Below are 15666 nucleotides of genomic sequence, written 5' to 3' on the forward strand. Positions count from 1 at the left end.
GTGGCGGACGACCCTCCGGAGAGTACTGGCAGCAGAACGCCCCGATCACCGTGAGGGAAGTCGGGGCGCTTCGGGGGCGACCGCGACGGTGATCCGATCGATTCGTTGGGGTGTTGCGCTGCTCAGGTGTCGAGCAGTGGGTAGCCGTCCCGGGTGTACTTTTTCTCGACAACGTCGAGGCGGAGCGGCCTGGCGTTGGGACGGCCGTATCGGTCGAAGCGATCGGTGTGCTGCTTGCACAGCCGGGTGTACTTTGGGATGTGTCGATGCGCTCGGCCCCGGAAGGGGCAATCGTCGAGCGTGCACATCTTCACGGGCAGAAGATCGTCGGGCGGATAGTCGACGGGCATGATGGGTCCCTTCGGTCTTCGGCTCTGGTCTCATCCACAATGCCACCGGGTTCTCCGCCCCGCGAACTCCGCAGGTTGGTATGACTAAAGCCTCTCCGGAGTGTTCTCGGTGAGTGGTGTAGACAGTTGGTGACCACCCCAGTCCCCCATTCCCCTATAAGGGGTGGGAATGGGTGGGACTACTCATTCCCGGAATGGGTGGGAATGGGTGGGAATGGGTCACGAACTGGGGATTTGATAGCGGAAACCGGTGCCGACCCGGCTGGGAATGGGTCGTGCTGGGAATGGGTCATCAGGACGCCGAATCGGGGTCATCCGGCAGTGCAGGCCACGGTGCGATGCCCTCCGCCGCCTCGGTGACGAAGTGGCACTTCTTTCTCCGGGTGCCGACCTCGATCCGGATGAGCCCTCGGTCTACGGCGAGCCTGCTGGCGTGCGTCATGTCTTCGCTTCGGAAGTCGAATTTTCTGCCATCGATTCGAATGCTGCCCAGCCACTGGGTGAGCTCAGCGATACCGAATCCGGGGTGGCGGCGGGCACCCTCGACCAGGTATGGGAGGAGGGTTTCGCCGCGCTCGTCCTTTTTCGTCTGCCTCTCCCGCTCCTTCTCCTCCTTGCGGCCACCGAGACCGGACAGTGCCAGGCGGTGGGTCGCCGGGTCGAAGAACAGTTGGTCCTCGTCAACGAGCACGTCGCGGCCGATCGCCCGCATGAACCGTCGACCGGTGTCGTCGGTGGTCAAATTGATGATCGAATCTGCCCAGTCCTCGAGCGCCGACGAGCCGCGAGTACGCTCGCCGTTCCACCCTGCGTGTACCGGCAAGATGATGTCGCGGACACCGGCCTCCGCCCGGGCGAATCTGTCCAGATTGACCAGCCACGCTCCGACCTCGGACGCGGAATTCTGGTCCGTCCCGGTGTAGGCGCGCCCGAACGGGTCCACGATCAACGACTCAACATGGTGGTCGCGGAGGAGCTGGGCCAGAATGGCCTGATCCGCCTCGTGGCCGAGAGGGTTCCGGCGACCGCGGAGGTTGACGATCAGCAGCCGGTCGTGGTCGATGCCGACCTCGTCCGCCCAGCGCGCCGCCTGTGCCGCGGAAACCTCGAAATTCAGCAGCGCGACCCTCGCCTCCTTGGCGATCGGCACCGTGTCGAACCGCCCGAGGAATTTCTCACCGGTGATCAGACTGTGCGTCAAGTTGAGGGTGAACGTGGTCTTGCCCGTCTTCCGTGCCGCCACGACGAGCGTACCCGCGTCCGACGGGATGAGGTCGGCGATCCGGCTCGGCGGCTCCTCCGGGCGATCCAGGATCTCTCCGAGAGTGCCTGCGTCGAAGGGGATGTCGTCGCCTTGAGCCAGCATCCAGGATTTGTATACCCGGTCGCCCTCATCCCTCTCCCAACGCCTGCGCACCTGCTCACGGACGGCTGCGGAGGGGTGGTCGAAGACCGGAATCGCAGCGGCTCGCTCCTCTGCGGAGGACTCCGGGGTCGACGAGACGTAGGGGATGTCGTCTAGGTCCTCGGGGGTCAGACCCATCGCCAGCGCGGTATCCACCCCGCCCTCGACACCGAGGTCGTGGCTGCAGCCGTCGCAAACGATTTCGGTGCTCCCACCGTAGTGCACGACCTGAAGCTCGGACCGGCAGACCGGACACGGTGCGCTGGCCCAGAACTCGCCGCCGTCGTCGCTGATCTGCGCGATAGAGCCGTACTCCCTGAGCCGCTCGAGCACCCGGACCACCGACGGAGGGACGGCCGCGAGCGCCGCCCGGATTTCCGCCTCGTACGCCTCGGTGAGCCGAGCGTTCTCCTCGGCAGCCGCCTCGCGATCCGCATCGGTGAGGTCGTCGCTGTCCGCCATGGCGACGAGGACCGGCCAATTGGCGAGGGAGTCGCCATCTTTCTCGTTGCGTTCATCAGAACCACTGTGTACCATAGGAATTAGAATATCTCTCTCGTTTGGACCCGGCCCGCTCTTGCGAAGCGGGCCGGGTCGTTTTTCGTGTGACTGCCTGACCGTAGACGGTCGAAATCTTCGACGCGACTAATCCGCGTCCTCGGACACGAGGTGCCAGTCCGCCGTCGGCGGCCGGAGGACATCCCCGTCCACCGTCTGCAGGATCGGCGTGAGCTGGACCTGCCAGCCGACGAGGCTGTAGACGAACGCCTGACCCGCCACCGGATCCTCGACGGCGATCTCACCGCCCCGATGGGTCTCGATAGCCCCGATCGGAATTCCTCTGGGCGCCAGGGTCGGCCAGTCCTCCCCGCGCACCGGCTGCTCGCCGCGGAACGGGTGTCCGCGTGACTCGACCTCCTCGAGCACCTCCTCCGCCTGCTCCGCCATCGTGTGGCCGTCCCCGACGAGACCGCGGAGCAGACCCATCCAACCCTCCCGGGTCATCAGGTCGAGCTCGGTGGCGGTGCCATCGCGGTGCAGCGTCGCGGCGACCGGCGTACCGAAGTGGAGCTCGACGACCGTCGGCTCGTCGATACCGTCTCCGCCGAGCATCCAGCCCCAACGCTCGGCGACCAAGGCCTCGGCGGTCAGGTGCTCGACCGCCAGACCGGCACCGCGGGCGGCATCCCGGATGATCGCCACCTCGGTCGGCAGCTCGGAGACCTCCGCGGTGCTCGCCATGTCGTGTGTACTCATAGGTGCTCCTTCGTTGTTGCCGGATCGATATCGAATCCGGACAAACACGACTCTGCACGACCTCCTGCTAACGCGCAATAAATCGAACGCGATTCCGAGACAAGGGAATTCGTTACATAGTTCCAGGTAAATCGAAACCACTCGCCCGCCCCAACGCCCAAGACCAGGCAGTTTGTCCGGAGGAGGCGAGATGTCGGGTTACGGTGCTTGAAAGTTACACACCCGCAGGGAAATTCGAACCTGTTGGTCGCAGAGCTGAAGTGAACTCGGGGGTGCGTGACGAAGATCACAGTCTCCCGAGGGGCCCACTGTTCGAGTTCGGTATCACGGTTGGCCGGAAATCGAAAGTAGTTCCCGCTCAGTCGCTCTCAAGCGGGACTGGAATCGACTCGTCGGTCTCCAGATCGGCGACCACCTCGGCGACCACGGCCCGGATGCCTTCGAGTGCCTCGGCCTCGGTCGGCGCCAGCCAGGATAGCGAGGGGAAGGACGGGCAGGTGCCAACGTACTCGCCGTCGTCTTCGGACCAGGCGGTGTGGAAGGTGTGTGCGGGCATGAGAACTCCTCGGGTGGTGGGAAAACAGAGCGGCACCGGAGTCTCCTTACCAGTCCGGCGATGACGGTCCAGACGGGCTCGGACCATGAGGCCGGGGCATGTGCAGGGGCTCAGTCCTGGCTGCCGTCGTCCTCGCGCGCCAGCTTCTCCTCGAGTCGGGCGAGCCTCGCCCGCGCCTCTCGCAACTGGGCTGATGTCCGCGAATAGAGACCAGCGTAAGTAAGGAGTCCGGCGATCATGAGCGCCATGGATGCCCCGACGAGCCACCCGGCGCGCTGTACGGTCTCGACGACAACCGCGGCGGCGGCGGGGATGGGTGTGAGGACGGGCAGGCCCCGGTCCATCAGGTAGTCGAAATCCGCTGGGATAGGACGCATGTCCTTAGATGCAGTCTCGGCGTGGCCCATCCGACGTGAACCTCGCTTCGCGTACATCCGGAGTCCGCCGTGCGCAGCACAGCCAGCCGAACAGAATCGGCAGGTCGGCGGGCAGCGTGATCAAGTGCAGACCGGTGCGATGGGCGCGCTCGGCCGCCGTAGGCGTGCCGTACCGAAGTACTACACACACGCTGGTATGCGCTCGGATGCCGTCGTCGTCGATCGCGTCGTGGTCGAGGCGCCAGAGGAAATAGGGCGCTGCGACGCGCCCCGGCGTGAGGGTGGCGACGGACCACCCCGCGGACTCGGCTAGGCGGTCGATGGCGGCGAGCGTGCCCGTAGTTTTCGCTAGATGCTCCATGGTGCGCTCCCTGCGACGGGTGTGATGTGTGCGAGATAGAGCCTCCCACCGAATCTCACCGCGGGCAACCTACGGGAATTTGAAATATACTGGCGTGCTGGATATTAACACCAATACGGCGTATTCGAAACGACGCCCGCGACTCGGGTTGATTGCTTAGGAGGCCCGGTTGGTGACCTGAGCGTCGATCCAGGCGAGGACGTCGGCGCGCCGGTAGCGGACGCTCCCTCCGACGGGGCATCGGGGCGGGCCGGTGCCGGTCGCCGCCAGCTGATCGAGGGTGCGAACCGAAATCCGCAAGAGCTCAGCGGTTTCCCGTCGGGTGAGCAGGATCTGGTCGTCGTCCTGTGTGGCCATGGAGGGTCTCCTAGTAACCGTGCGCTATGAGTGCGTTTAGGTAATCGTGGCACGACATTGGATTGCGGGCAAACGACACGCGCTGCGAAACATGCTGTAGTGGTGAATATTTGATCTTCACACACATTCCCAGAAATTCGAAGGTTGTACGTGGTCGGAATCGCGGCCAACTATTCGTGGGATCGGTAGCAGGCTGGATATCCTGGAAGTGCCCCACGGAAAGGACACCACATGACAGCCGGACGACCGCCCCTCACCCCCGGCACCCGCGGAAACATCTTTCGGAAGCGCCTCCCGGATGGGCGCTGGCGTGCCCGCACCCGGTTCTGTGGCCCGGATGGCGTCGTTCGGCTCGTCCAGCGCGATTCGCCGCCCGGGCAGAAGGATTCGTACGGAAGACGGGCGGTCGAAGCTCTAGAGAGCGCGCTCGCACAGTTCTCCGACGGAGGGGGCAGTGGTCGGATGACCGGACGCACGACCGTGGCCGAGGCGGTCGAAGCACACCTGGATACCGAGGTGCGTGGTGTGTTGGCGCTGCGCACGATCGACACCTACGAGTCGGTGTTCCGCGTTCTAAAGCCTCATCTGGGTAAGTTGCGGCTGGGGGAGTTCACCGCTCGCGGTGCGACCCGGATCCTGGCGGCGATCGCCGCTGAGCGGGGGCCGGGTACCGCTCGGCACGCCAAGACGCTGTTGACCGGGGCTTTCCGGCTCGCGGTGGACGAGGGCGCGGTGGTGCGTTCGGTGATTCGTGACGTGGAGATCCGGAAGAAGACGACCGCGAAGAAGGTGTCCCGCGCACTGTCGGCAGCCGAGTTGGTCGATCTGCTCCGTCAACTCCAGGCTTCGACGGCTCCGCTCCCACCGATGACGGGTGCCCGGAAGGATCACACCACGAGAACCGTCGCAGAGTTTGTCGGGAGCGTCGACCTCTACGATCCGATTCTGTTGGCGGCGGCCACCGGCCTGCGCCGCTCCGAACTCCTAGGGCTGCTCTGGACGGACTACACCCGCGAGCGCGGCGAGCTGACCGTGACCGGGCACGTGATTAGGGCCGGGAAGACCGCGACGGCGCCGTCTCGGCTGCTCCGGGAGGCTGGCTCGAAGACCGAACTCTCCGCGCGCACGGTTGCCTTGCCGGAGTTCGCGCGAGAGATGTTGGACCGGCGTAGGACACAGATCCGCGTCATATCGGACGGTGTGCCTCCCGTGATCTTCCCGAGCGCCGCGGGGCAGTTACGTGATCCCGATACCTTTGCCGCGCAATGGCGTCGGATCCGCGGGGCGATCGGGTACGAGTGGGTGACGCTGCACACCTTCCGCAAGAGCACGGCCACGGTGCTCGACGCGTCCGGGCTCACCACCCGAGAGGTCGCCGACGTGCTCGGCCACTCGTCGATAGCGATGACCCAGAGCGCGTACTTTGGAAGGGGACGGACGCACACGTCGGCGGCGGAGGCGCTCGACCAGGTGGTCGGTGAACATTTACGGTGAATAAATGGTGGATCGGGTCGATGGAGGACCACTTGCAGAATGGGTGGCAACTTGTTGACCAGCGGGTTCGGTGCCCTCGGCAGGATTCGAACCTGCGACCTACCCTTTAGGAGAGGGTTGCTCTATCCCCTGAGCTACGAAGGCGTCAAGGCGCGCCGGGTGCACACCATGAGTGAGTGTAGCGGGATCGCTTGTAGCTCGCGACGGGGAGGGCGTAGTTGTGGCACACATCCCGAACGGGAGGAATTTCATGTCCGACATCGATCTCACCGATCTCGCTGTACGGCACAACGGTTCGCGGACTCTACAAGGCTATCTAGTGAGACCTTCAGGCGAGGGGCCATGGCCGGGGGTAGTGGTGGTGCACGAGGCTTTCGGGCTTGACGACGTCATGCGCAGGCAGGCCGACCGGCTGGCCGCCGCGGGTTTCCTGGCACTGGCGCCGGACCTGTTCAGCTCGGGCGGTGCAAGGCGTTGCCTTGTCTCGACGATGAAGGCGATGCGCTCGGGATCAGGCCGGGCGTACGGCGACATCGAGGCCGCGAGGCAGTGGCTGTCTGAATCAGCGGAGTGCACGGGGAAGATCGGTGTCATCGGGTTCTGTATGGGTGGAGGGTTCGCCCTGATGGTGGCCGATACGGGGTTCGACGCGGCGGCACCGAACTATGGGATTCTGCCGCGCGACCTCGATGCAGCGGTGGAGGGTGCGTGCCCGGTGGTCGCCAGCTATGGCGGACGGGACTTCAGTCTGAAGAAAGCGGCGGCCAAGTTGGATGTCGCCTTGACGAAGGCCGGCGTGGTTCACGACGTGAGGGAGTACCCGACCGCCGGGCACGCGTTCCTGAACGACGAGCTTGCAGGGCCGAAGGTGGTGCGACCGCTGCTGAAGGTCGCGGGGATGGTGCCAGACCCGGACGCCGCCGCTGATGCCTGGATGAGGATCGACGGGTTCTTCAGGGAGCACCTGCGCTGATCCACAAGTCACGACCGATCCGTCGATGCACGGCTTGGTGCTGGAGCCACCGCTCTGGGATCGGACCCGGCGAAACTTCCTGCTCGAAGTTCGATGACGAGCGCTGCAAGAGCGACGAGACTACGTTCGTCGATGGCAGCGGAGGCGACCGGAAACGATAGCGGGTGGTTCGTGGCTGATCAGAACTTTTCGACGGGCTCGATCGGATTGGAAGACGGTGGTGACCGTGGGACAGGGTCGGCGGGAGGACCGCACCTGTCCAGGCAGCTGTCCAATCGGCACATCCAGCTGATCGCTATCGGTGGAGCCATCGGCACCGGCCTGTTCATGGGTTCGGGCAAGACGATTTCGCTCGCAGGGCCATCAGTGATTTTCGTCTACATGATCATCGGCTTCATGCTCTTCTTCGTGATGCGGGCCATGGGCGAATTGTTGCTCTCCAACCTGCATTACAAGTCGTTCACCGACTTCGCGGCCGATCTACTCGGCCCGTGGGCGGGCTTCTTCACGGGATGGACCTACTGGTTCTGCTGGGTCGTCACCGGGGTCGCCGAAATCATCGCGATCTCCGGGTATGTCCGATTCTGGTGGCCCGACCTGCAATTGTGGATACCCGCGCTGGTAGCCATCATTCTGATACTGCTCTTGAACCTGCCTGCGGCGCGTGCGTTCGGTGAGGCCGAGTTCTGGTTTGCTCTCATCAAGATCATCGCCATCGTGAGCCTCATCGTCGTGGGCCTGGTGATGGTGTTCAGTCACTTCACCTCGCCCGCCGGTGTGCAGGCGGGCTTCGACAACCTGTGGAACGACGGTGGCATGTTCCCGACCGGGGTTGTGGGCTTCGTCGCAGGGTTCCAGATTGCGGTGTTCGCCTTCGTCGGTATCGAACTCGTCGGCACCACAGCCGCGGAGGCGAAGGATCCGGAGAAGAACCTGCCAAGGGCGATCAACTCGATCCCGATCCGCATCCTGCTGTTCTACGTGCTCTCCCTGGTCGTGATCATGTCGGTGATCCCGTGGCGACAGGTTGTGCCGGAGCAGAGTCCGTTCACGGAGATGTTCGCTCTCGCAGGCTTGGCCGGCGCCGCCGGTATTGTCCAATTCGTGGTGCTGACGTCCGCCGCGTCATCGGCGAACGCGGGTGTCTACTCGACGTCGCGTATGGCCTACGGCCTCGCGAGGGAAGGTGACGCACCGGCCCTGCTCGGCAAGCTCAGCTCTCGCAAGGTGCCGGCGAATGCGCTGATCGTCACGGCCGTGTGTCTGCTTGCGGCCGTCGCGCTTCTGTTTTCCGGTGATTCGGTGATTGAGGCGTTCACCACTGTGACAACGATCTCGTCGGTGCTGTTCATCTTCGTGTGGACGATCATCCTGGCCAGCTACCTGGTCTATCGGAAGCGTTGCCCCGAACTGCATGCGGCGTCGAGGTTCAAGATGCCCGGTGGCGTGGTGATGTGCTGGGTCGTCCTCGGGTTCTTCGCCTTCATCATCTGGGCTCTTACCAGGGAATCTGACACCCTTCACGCGCTTCTCGTCACCCCCATCTGGTTCATCGGCCTCGGTATTGCCTGGGCGGTGATCCGCCGACGTCCGGCACACGTTGCGCGCTACGCCTCGTTCAAGGAAGAGCTCGACCAGCGAAGATAAATTTTCGGTCACGGTGGCGCGGACCGATATCGTTTTGTTACATTCAATTCGACCGAGCAGTTCGCCCCTGGTGGGGCCGAGCTTTCAATCCGACCACGGACGAGGTTTCACAGTGGGTTCGCACCACCGGAAGGACGGGTCTACCGTTCACTTCGAGATAGATCCGGATGCGGCCCGCGGCCGTCATCGCAATCAACAGGCCGGAACGGGTGTGGGTATGAAAGCCGCAACCGTTGCCGCCGCAACCGGGGCCATTGCGGTCGGCGGAGCGCAACTGGGTGCCGCAAGCGCCGAGGCGGTCACGGTCGAACCGCACCAGACGGGCGCGCTGGCCCTTCCTGGTCTTCCGTTCGAGATCCCGGCCGACCTGGTTCCCCCTGGCTTCGAGTTGCCGCCCGAACTCGACTTCGTCACCAAGAGTCTCGGAATCCCTGACCCCGCTCCCCAGAATCTGGGAGCCCCGGACCCCGCTCCCCAGAATTTCGGAGCCCCGGCCCCTGGTCCCCAGAATTTCGGAGTCCCGGGCCTCGGGGCCCAGCAGTGGTTCACCTCGATCAACCCGATCAAGCCCCGCACGGTTCAGCCTGTGTCTGGCACGCTGACTTCCAACTTCGGTCCACGTTGGGGGAGCCACCACGGGGGGATCGACATCGCCGCGCCCATCGGCTCCCCGGTTCTCGCTGCCGCCGACGGACAAGTTGTCGATGCCGGCCCGGTGGCAGGCTTCGGCCTGTGGGTGAAACTGCTGCACGACGACGGAACCACCACGGTCTACGGCCACATCAATGATTACTCGGTGAACGTCGGCCAACGTGTCGCCGCCGGAGAGCAGATTGCGACCGTCGGGAACCGTGGTCAGTCCACAGGGCCGCACCTGCACTTCGAGGTGCACGATGCGAACGGAGCCAAGGTCGATCCCGGGCGTTGGTTGACTGATCGCGGTGCGTCGGTCACATGGGACGGCGTGGCTAGGAGCGCATAAGCCTGTTCCTGCTCGTGACTTGCGCATCGCGCAAGTCGAGCGCGCCGGTGGTCGGCACCGGCAAAACCCCTGCGACAGACGGGCTACGAGCGGTCCCGGCCTGGCAGGACTACGTTTGGCGACGGCAACGGAAGTCCTGAAACGACAGCAGGTGTTTCAATGGCTGATGAATCTTTCTCGGCGAGCTCGGTTGGATCGGAACCGGGAGGCCATTCGGGGGCAGGGCAGGCTGGGGAGCCCCATCTGTCCAGGCAGCTGTCCAATCGGCACATCCAGCTGATCGCGATAGGCGGAGCGATCGGGACGGGTCTCTTTCTAGGTTCGGGGCGAACGATTTCGCTCGCCGGGCCGTCGGTGATCTTCGTCTACATGATCATCGGTTTCATGCTCTTCTTCGTGATGCGGGCCATGGGCGAATTGTTGCTCTCCAACTTGCATTACAAGTCGTTTACAGACTTTGCGGCCGATTTGCTCGGTCCCTGGGCCGGGTTCTTCACAGGATGGACCTACTGGCTCTGTTGGGTCGTCACGGGCACCGCCGACATCATCGCGATCGCCGCATACGTTCAGTACTGGTGGCCCGACCTCCAATCGTGGGTTCCCGCACTGGTTACCGCCGCGACGTTGCTATTGCTGAACCTGCTGACAGTGCGCGCATTCGGTGAGACCGAGTTCTGGTTTGCGCTCATCAAGATCATCGCCATCGTGAGCCTGATCGCCGTAGGCCTGGTGATGGTGTTCAGCCGCTTCACGTCCCCTGACGGTGCACAGGCGGGCTTCGACAACCTGTGGAACGACGGCGGCATGTTCCCGACCGGGGTGATGGGCTTCGTGGCAGGATTCCAGATTGCCGTGTTCGCCTTCGTCGGCGTCGAACTCGTCGGAACCACCGCCGCCGAGACGAAAAATCCGGAGAAGAACCTACCCAGGGCCATCAACTCCATCCCGATCCGCATCCTGCTGTTCTACGTGCTCTCCCTGATCGTGATCGTCTCGGTTACTCCATGGCGACAGGTTGTGCCCGGCGAGAGTCCGTTCACGACGATGTTCGCCCTCGCCGGTCTGGGTATCGCGGCTGGGGTGATCCAGTTCGTGGTGGTGACGTCGGCCGCATCCTCCGCGAATTCGGGGATCTACTCGACATCACGAATGATCTACGGCCTCGCGGAGGAGGGTGATGCACCGGCTCGGCTCGGCAAGCTCAACTCCCGCAAGGTGCCCGCCAACGCGTTGCTGTTCTCGTGCGCGTTTCTACTCTTCTCCCTCCCCCTGCTGGCTTCGGGCGAATCCGTAATCGAGGCCTTCACGACTGTGACGACGATTTCGTCGGTGCTGTTCATGTTCGTGTGGACGATTATCCTGGTCAGCTACATCGTCTACCGGAAGCGCCGCTCAGAACTGCACCGGCTGTCGAAATTCAAAATGCCCGGTGGTGTAGTGATGTGCTGGGTTGTCATCGCGTTCTTCGTGTTCATCATCTGGGCACTCACCAGGGAATCCGAGACCCTCGAGGCGCTCTTGATCACCCCGATCTGGTTCATAGGCATCGGCATCGCCTGGGTGGTGATCCGCCGACGTCCGGCACACGTTGCGCGCTACGCCGCGTTCAAGGCAGAACTCGAAGAGCGCGGAAGGTAATCGTTCGGTCACGGTGAAGCGAACCGATACCTTTCTCGCACGAGTGGTCGCGAACTGGCGAAAACCCTTGCGTGGCGGGGAGCTACGGGCACTTCGGGCTTGACGCGAGTACGTTTGCAACCGGCGGTGGGGGCCGGAAACAATGGCGGTGCTTGATGGCTGATCACACCTTCTCGCCGGGTTCCATTGGATCGGAACCGGGCGGTGACCCGTCGCTGGAGTCTGCTGAAGAGGCCCATCTGTCCAGGCAGTTGGCCAACCGTCACATTCAGCTGATCGCGTTCGGTGGGGCGATAGGCACGGGATTGTTCCTGGGAACAGGTAGTACGATCTCGCTGGCCGGCCCATCGGTGATTTTCGTATACATGGTCATCGGTTTCATGCTCTTCTTCGTAATGCGGGCTATGGGCGAATTGTTGCTCTCCAACTTGCATTACAAGTCGTTTACCGACTTCGCGGCCGACCTGCTCGGTCCATGGGCCGGTTTCATGACCGGTTGGACGTACTGGCTCTACTGCGTCGTCAAGGCCATCGCAGATATCGTTGCGATCGCCGTGTACGTGGGGTACTGGTGGCCCGATCTCCAATCGTGGGTTCCCGCATTGATGGCCATCGTCGCGCTCTTCCTACTGAACTTGCCGACCGTACGGGCATCCGGCGAGGTCCAATTCTGGTTCTCCCTCATCAAGATCATCGCCATCGTGACTCTGATCGTCGTTGGCCTCGTCATGGTGTTCGGCAATTTCGTCTCCCCCAGCGGTGTCCCTGCCAGTTTCGCCAACCTGTGGAACGACGGCGGCATGTTCCCGACCGGGTGGATGGGTTTCGTCGCCGGATTCCAGATCGCGGTGTTCGCGTTCGGCGGTATCGAACTGGTCGGCACCACCGCGGCTGAGGCGAAGAACCCGGAGAAGAACCTTCCGAAGGCAACCAACTCGATCTCGATCCGTATTCCGGTGCTGTATGTGGCTACCCTGATCGTGGTCATGGCGGTGACCCCGTGGCGGCAGTTCGTTCCCGGTGAGAGCCCATTCACGTCAATGTTCGTGCTCGCCGGACTGGGCATTGCAGCCGGAGTGGTTCAGTTCGTGGTGTTGACATCGACCGTGTCTTCAGCGAACTCCGGGGTCTACTCGACGTCACGAATGCTGTACGGACTCGCAGCGGAGGGCGACGCCCCAGCCAGGCTCGGCAGGCTCAGTTCCCGCAGGGTGCCAATCAATGCACTGACGTTCTCCTGCGCGTTCCTGCTCTCCTCCCTCGTGCTGCTGTTGTCGGGCGACTCGGTGATCGAAGTCTTCACGACGGTGACGACGATCGCCTCCTTGCTGCTCGTCTTCGTGTGGTCGATGATCCTTGCGAGCTACCTGGCCTACCGCAGGCGGCGCCCCGAACTGCACGGGGTGTCGAAGTTCAAGATGCCGGGCGGGGTCGCGATGTGTTGGGCAGTCTTCGCGTTTTTCGTGTTCTTGGTCTGGGCACTCGTACACGACGACGACACCCTCCAGGCGCTCCTCGTGACCCCGATCTGGTTCATCGGCCTCGGTATCGCGTGGATGGTGATTCGCCGGCGCCCGGCACACGTTGCGCGCTACGCGGAGTTCCAGGCGGAACTCCATGAACACTGATGCTCGTGCGGTCACATGAGACGGCGTGGGCCTGGAGCAAGTAGAACCTATTCCGGCTCGAGATCTGCGTCGTCGCGGAAGACGAGTGTGCCGTCGTCGAGAGCGATCGCCCAGTGGCGAAGGACGGCCCAACCCCGGCCGAAGGCCGTGGCACTGACATCATCGAATTCTTCGAAGTCGTCGACGATCCTGCCCGGCTCGAGCGGCCACTTCTCTTGGGTGAGTTCGGGATCGACCGAATGTCGCGTCTTCACGCGGTCTCCCACGGAGAACTTCGACTTCGTCGTGGAGTCGGTGCGCAGTGTCATCGCGGTTCCTTCCGTCCCCCGTGTTTCTTCGAGGGTAGCGCGAGGTTACGCGGTGGGGGCGGGTCGACCGGGAAGCTCGCCGTATATGTGCAGTTTGGTGCGCAGGGGGAGCGGCATGGGTCGTGAAGTGAAGTCCCGAACCTTCTCGCGAGCAGACCGGCGCCTGTTTCGGCGAAAGGTACTCATGTGCGCCGCAGCGCTCGAAAGGATGCTCCACGACAGCGCATTCACACGGTATGGACGCCGAATTGTACGGGCCCGATGTCGGCTGGGTCGGTGCCAGTGAATTGGTTCTTCGCCGGCTGCTACCCATCGCCGACGAGGGACTGACTGCTCTCGGGCTCTCCGAGAAGGTTAGGGCGCACTACCTCGGTGTCATCGAGGGCCGGTGCGTGACGCGGAAGACCGGCGCCTCGTGGCAGCGCGCGCAGGTGGTGCGCCACGAGGACGCCGGTCTGAGTAGGCCGGAAGCGCTGGTCGCCATGTTGGGTCGATACGTGGAGAACATGCGCGGGGGAAACCCGGTCCACACCTGGCCGGTGTGATGCTCAGACGCTCGCGGCGAAGCTGTCCGGGCCGAATACCTCGTAGTGGATGTTCTCGGCGGGAACGTCCTTTTCGAGCAGGGCCTCGCGCATTCCGAGCATGAACGGCAACGGACCGCACAGGTATGCCCGGGTTCCCTCGGCGATCGTGATCTCGCTGAGGTCGGCACGCCCCTCTCGGAGGCTGTTCCCCGGTTGGATGGCACCAAGGTCCTCGTACCAGCGATGCATCACCGCGAACGGCAGCCGTTCGACGAGTTCGGCCAGTTCGGCGCGATGAGCATGGCTGCTGGCGGAACGGTCGGCGTGTAGAACGGAAATCTGTCGGCTGTCCTCGGTTTCGGCGAGGTGGCTGAGCATTCCCATCATGGGCGTGCACCCGATACCGGCGGAGACGAGGAGGAGTGGCGAGTCGTCGTCTTGAAGGATGAGATCGCCGAACGGAGTCGTCACCTCGAGAGTGTCTCCCTCGAACACGTTGTGGTACAGGAAGTTCGAGACTTCTCCGGCCTGCTTTACCGTGATCCTCCAGTCGTCGTGCGAAGGCGCCGAGGACAGGCTGTACTGACGGATCTGGCGTGCTCCGTCGGGCAGGTGAACGCCGACGGATAGGTACTGCCCCGGCGCGAACGAGGGAAGCGGTGTGCCGTCGAGCGAAGTGAACACGAACGAGACGGTGTCGGCGGACTCGTTGCGGCGCTCGCGAACCCGCACTTCTCGCCAGACGTCACCGGCTGCGACACCGGCGGCCTCGTAGAGGCCGGCTTCCATCGAGATCAGGGACTGCGCCATCAGCCAGTACACCTCATCCCAGGCCGCGGCGACCTCCGGAGTGACGGCGTCACCGAGGACTTCAGCGATGGCCTCGAACAAATGCTTGTGCACGATCGCGTACTGGTCTGGCTTGATTCCCAGTGAGGCGTGTTTGTGCGCGATCCTGGACAAAATGAGGTCGACCCGCGCCTGATCGGGCTCGAGCTGGAGAGCGGCGAACGCCGCAATCGCTCCGGCCAGTGCCTTCTGCTGTTCACCCTGCGCCTGGTTGCCTCGGTTGAACAGGTCGCGCTCCAGCTCGGGGTGGGCCGCGAACATCTTGCGATAGAACAGCGTCGTGATGTCCGTGATCGCGGCCCCGACCACGGGCAGGGTTGCGCGGATGACCTCCGTCGAGGCGGGCGAGAGCATGTCATTCTCCGATCGTTCGAGACATCTGTCGGTTCTCTTCGGCCACCCGCGGGAGCGCGAGCAGCACGGTTCTTGTGGGAGCGTGGGTGAGCTCCTCGATGGTGATCGAGTCCAAAGACTCGAAGAAGGCGTCCTGGGCGCGTCGGAGTGCCGACCGCAGCAGGCATCCCGATCGCAGGGGGCAAGGATTGGCGCCGTCGCAGTCCACGACCTCCGCCTCGCCTTCGAGTCGGCGCACGAGCCAGCCGACAGAGGCGGTGCGTCCGAGTTCGGTGATCGACAGGCCGCCGCCGCGTCCTCGCCGGGCGTCGACTATGCCGAGTTCACCGAGCCTGGCGATCACCTTCGTGGTGTGGGTGTACGACACCGAAAGTTCCTCGGCGATCGCCCGGCTTCCCGGTCGTTCTCCGTCCTCGGCGACGGCTAGTCGCATGACAAGCCGTAGTCCTAGGTCGGTGAACTGGGTGAGTTGCATGACGTGAACGTAGCTTAATCATCATTTGAGATACCAATTTTGTGACGGATGTCGCTCGGGCAGCGATTCGCCGGAAAATGACCGTGTCGCAGTGGTATTCGAAATTGCGTGCAGATTGGGTTCATCCT

16 protein-coding genes, 1 tRNA gene and 1 pseudogene are annotated in these 15666 nt (G+C 63.5%); 7 read left to right on the top strand and 11 right to left on the bottom strand.

The features are described from left to right. Positions 1–122 precede the first annotated feature (122 nt). The 7 genes from AB0I57_RS14645 to AB0I57_RS14675 all read right to left on the bottom strand — a co-directional run bounded on the left by AB0I57_RS14645 (position 123) and on the right by AB0I57_RS14675 (position 4663). A complete protein-coding gene (locus tag AB0I57_RS14645) occupies positions 123–350 on the bottom strand; it encodes a hypothetical protein (RefSeq protein WP_358336246.1) in 228 nt (75 codons plus the stop codon). Positions 351–642: 292 nt separating this feature from the next. Further along, complete coding sequence (locus AB0I57_RS14650) at positions 643–2292, bottom strand: AAA family ATPase (protein ID WP_358336248.1); 1650 nt, start codon at positions 2290–2292, stop codon at positions 643–645. A gap of 108 nt (positions 2293–2400) precedes the next feature. Further along, positions 2401–3012 (bottom strand): hypothetical protein, encoded by a 612-nt coding sequence (locus tag AB0I57_RS14655; RefSeq protein WP_358336251.1) that lies wholly within the window; start codon positions 3010–3012, stop codon positions 2401–2403. 358 nt (positions 3013–3370) lie between these two features. Next, entirely contained in the window at positions 3371–3568 is a 198-nt protein-coding gene (locus AB0I57_RS14660) for an antitoxin HicB (protein WP_358336254.1), read from the bottom strand. A gap of 110 nt (positions 3569–3678) precedes the next feature. Continuing rightward, the gene (locus AB0I57_RS14665) at positions 3679–3945 is read right to left on the bottom strand and encodes a hypothetical protein (RefSeq protein ID WP_358336257.1); all 267 of its coding nucleotides are present in this window, start codon (positions 3943–3945) and stop codon (positions 3679–3681) included. Positions 3946–3949: 4 nt separating this feature from the next. Beyond that, positions 3950–4306: a hypothetical protein gene (locus AB0I57_RS14670; RefSeq protein WP_358336260.1), complete on the bottom strand. Its 357-nt coding sequence runs from the start codon at positions 4304–4306 to the stop codon at positions 3950–3952. Positions 4307–4462: 156 nt separating this feature from the next. Beyond that, positions 4463–4663: a helix-turn-helix domain-containing protein gene (locus AB0I57_RS14675; RefSeq protein ID WP_358336263.1), complete on the bottom strand. Its 201-nt coding sequence runs from the start codon at positions 4661–4663 to the stop codon at positions 4463–4465. A gap of 231 nt (positions 4664–4894) precedes the next feature. On the opposite strand from AB0I57_RS14675, the gene AB0I57_RS14680 reads away from it, so the two are divergent. After that, on the top strand, positions 4895–6157 hold the full coding sequence (locus AB0I57_RS14680; protein ID WP_358336266.1) for a site-specific integrase: 1263 nt from the start codon (positions 4895–4897) through the stop codon (positions 6155–6157). A 71-nt stretch (positions 6158–6228) separates the two neighbouring features. Here AB0I57_RS14680 and AB0I57_RS14685 read toward each other — a convergent pair. After that, positions 6229–6301: transfer RNA gene (locus AB0I57_RS14685), tRNA-Arg, on the bottom strand. Positions 6302–6407: 106 nt separating this feature from the next. On the opposite strand from AB0I57_RS14685, the gene AB0I57_RS14690 reads away from it, so the two are divergent. The 5 genes from AB0I57_RS14690 to AB0I57_RS14710 all read left to right on the top strand — a co-directional run bounded on the left by AB0I57_RS14690 (position 6408) and on the right by AB0I57_RS14710 (position 13025). Then, positions 6408–7130: a dienelactone hydrolase family protein gene (locus AB0I57_RS14690; RefSeq protein ID WP_358336268.1), complete on the top strand. Its 723-nt coding sequence runs from the start codon at positions 6408–6410 to the stop codon at positions 7128–7130. 171 nt (positions 7131–7301) lie between these two features. Continuing rightward, positions 7302–8777, top strand: coding sequence for a D-serine/D-alanine/glycine transporter (cycA, locus tag AB0I57_RS14695; RefSeq protein ID WP_358336271.1), 1476 nt, complete (start codon positions 7302–7304; stop codon positions 8775–8777). Positions 8778–8889: 112 nt separating this feature from the next. Continuing rightward, complete coding sequence (locus tag AB0I57_RS14700; protein ID WP_358336274.1) at positions 8890–9759, top strand: M23 family metallopeptidase; 870 nt, start codon at positions 8890–8892, stop codon at positions 9757–9759. A gap of 159 nt (positions 9760–9918) precedes the next feature. Beyond that, positions 9919–11397, top strand: coding sequence for a D-serine/D-alanine/glycine transporter (cycA, locus tag AB0I57_RS14705; protein ID WP_358336277.1), 1479 nt, complete (start codon positions 9919–9921; stop codon positions 11395–11397). 155 nt (positions 11398–11552) lie between these two features. Continuing rightward, positions 11553–13025, top strand: a complete 1473-nt coding sequence (locus tag AB0I57_RS14710) for an amino acid permease (RefSeq protein ID WP_358336280.1) — start codon at positions 11553–11555, stop codon at positions 13023–13025. 47 nt (positions 13026–13072) lie between these two features. Here AB0I57_RS14710 and AB0I57_RS14715 read toward each other — a convergent pair whose 3' ends face one another. Continuing rightward, positions 13073–13333, bottom strand: a complete 261-nt coding sequence (locus tag AB0I57_RS14715) for a hypothetical protein (protein ID WP_358336283.1) — start codon at positions 13331–13333, stop codon at positions 13073–13075. A 230-nt stretch (positions 13334–13563) separates the two neighbouring features. Here AB0I57_RS14715 and AB0I57_RS14720 point away from each other — a divergent pair. Beyond that, positions 13564–13878: pseudogene (locus AB0I57_RS14720) on the top strand (glutamate--cysteine ligase); the annotation flags it as partial. A gap of 3 nt (positions 13879–13881) precedes the next feature. Here the strand turns inward: AB0I57_RS14720 and AB0I57_RS14725 are convergent. Both AB0I57_RS14725 and AB0I57_RS14730 read right to left on the bottom strand, forming a co-directional pair. Further along, positions 13882–15063, bottom strand: coding sequence for a globin domain-containing protein (locus tag AB0I57_RS14725; protein WP_358336286.1), 1182 nt, complete (start codon positions 15061–15063; stop codon positions 13882–13884). Position 15064: 1 nt separating this feature from the next. Next, complete coding sequence (locus AB0I57_RS14730) at positions 15065–15538, bottom strand: Rrf2 family transcriptional regulator (protein WP_358336289.1); 474 nt, start codon at positions 15536–15538, stop codon at positions 15065–15067. Positions 15539–15666: the final 128 nt, after the last annotated feature.

Origin of the sequence: Rhodococcus sp. NPDC049939, assembly GCF_040656415.1 — a bacterium.
Taxonomy (GTDB): Bacteria; Actinomycetota; Actinomycetes; order Mycobacteriales; family Mycobacteriaceae; genus Rhodococcus_F.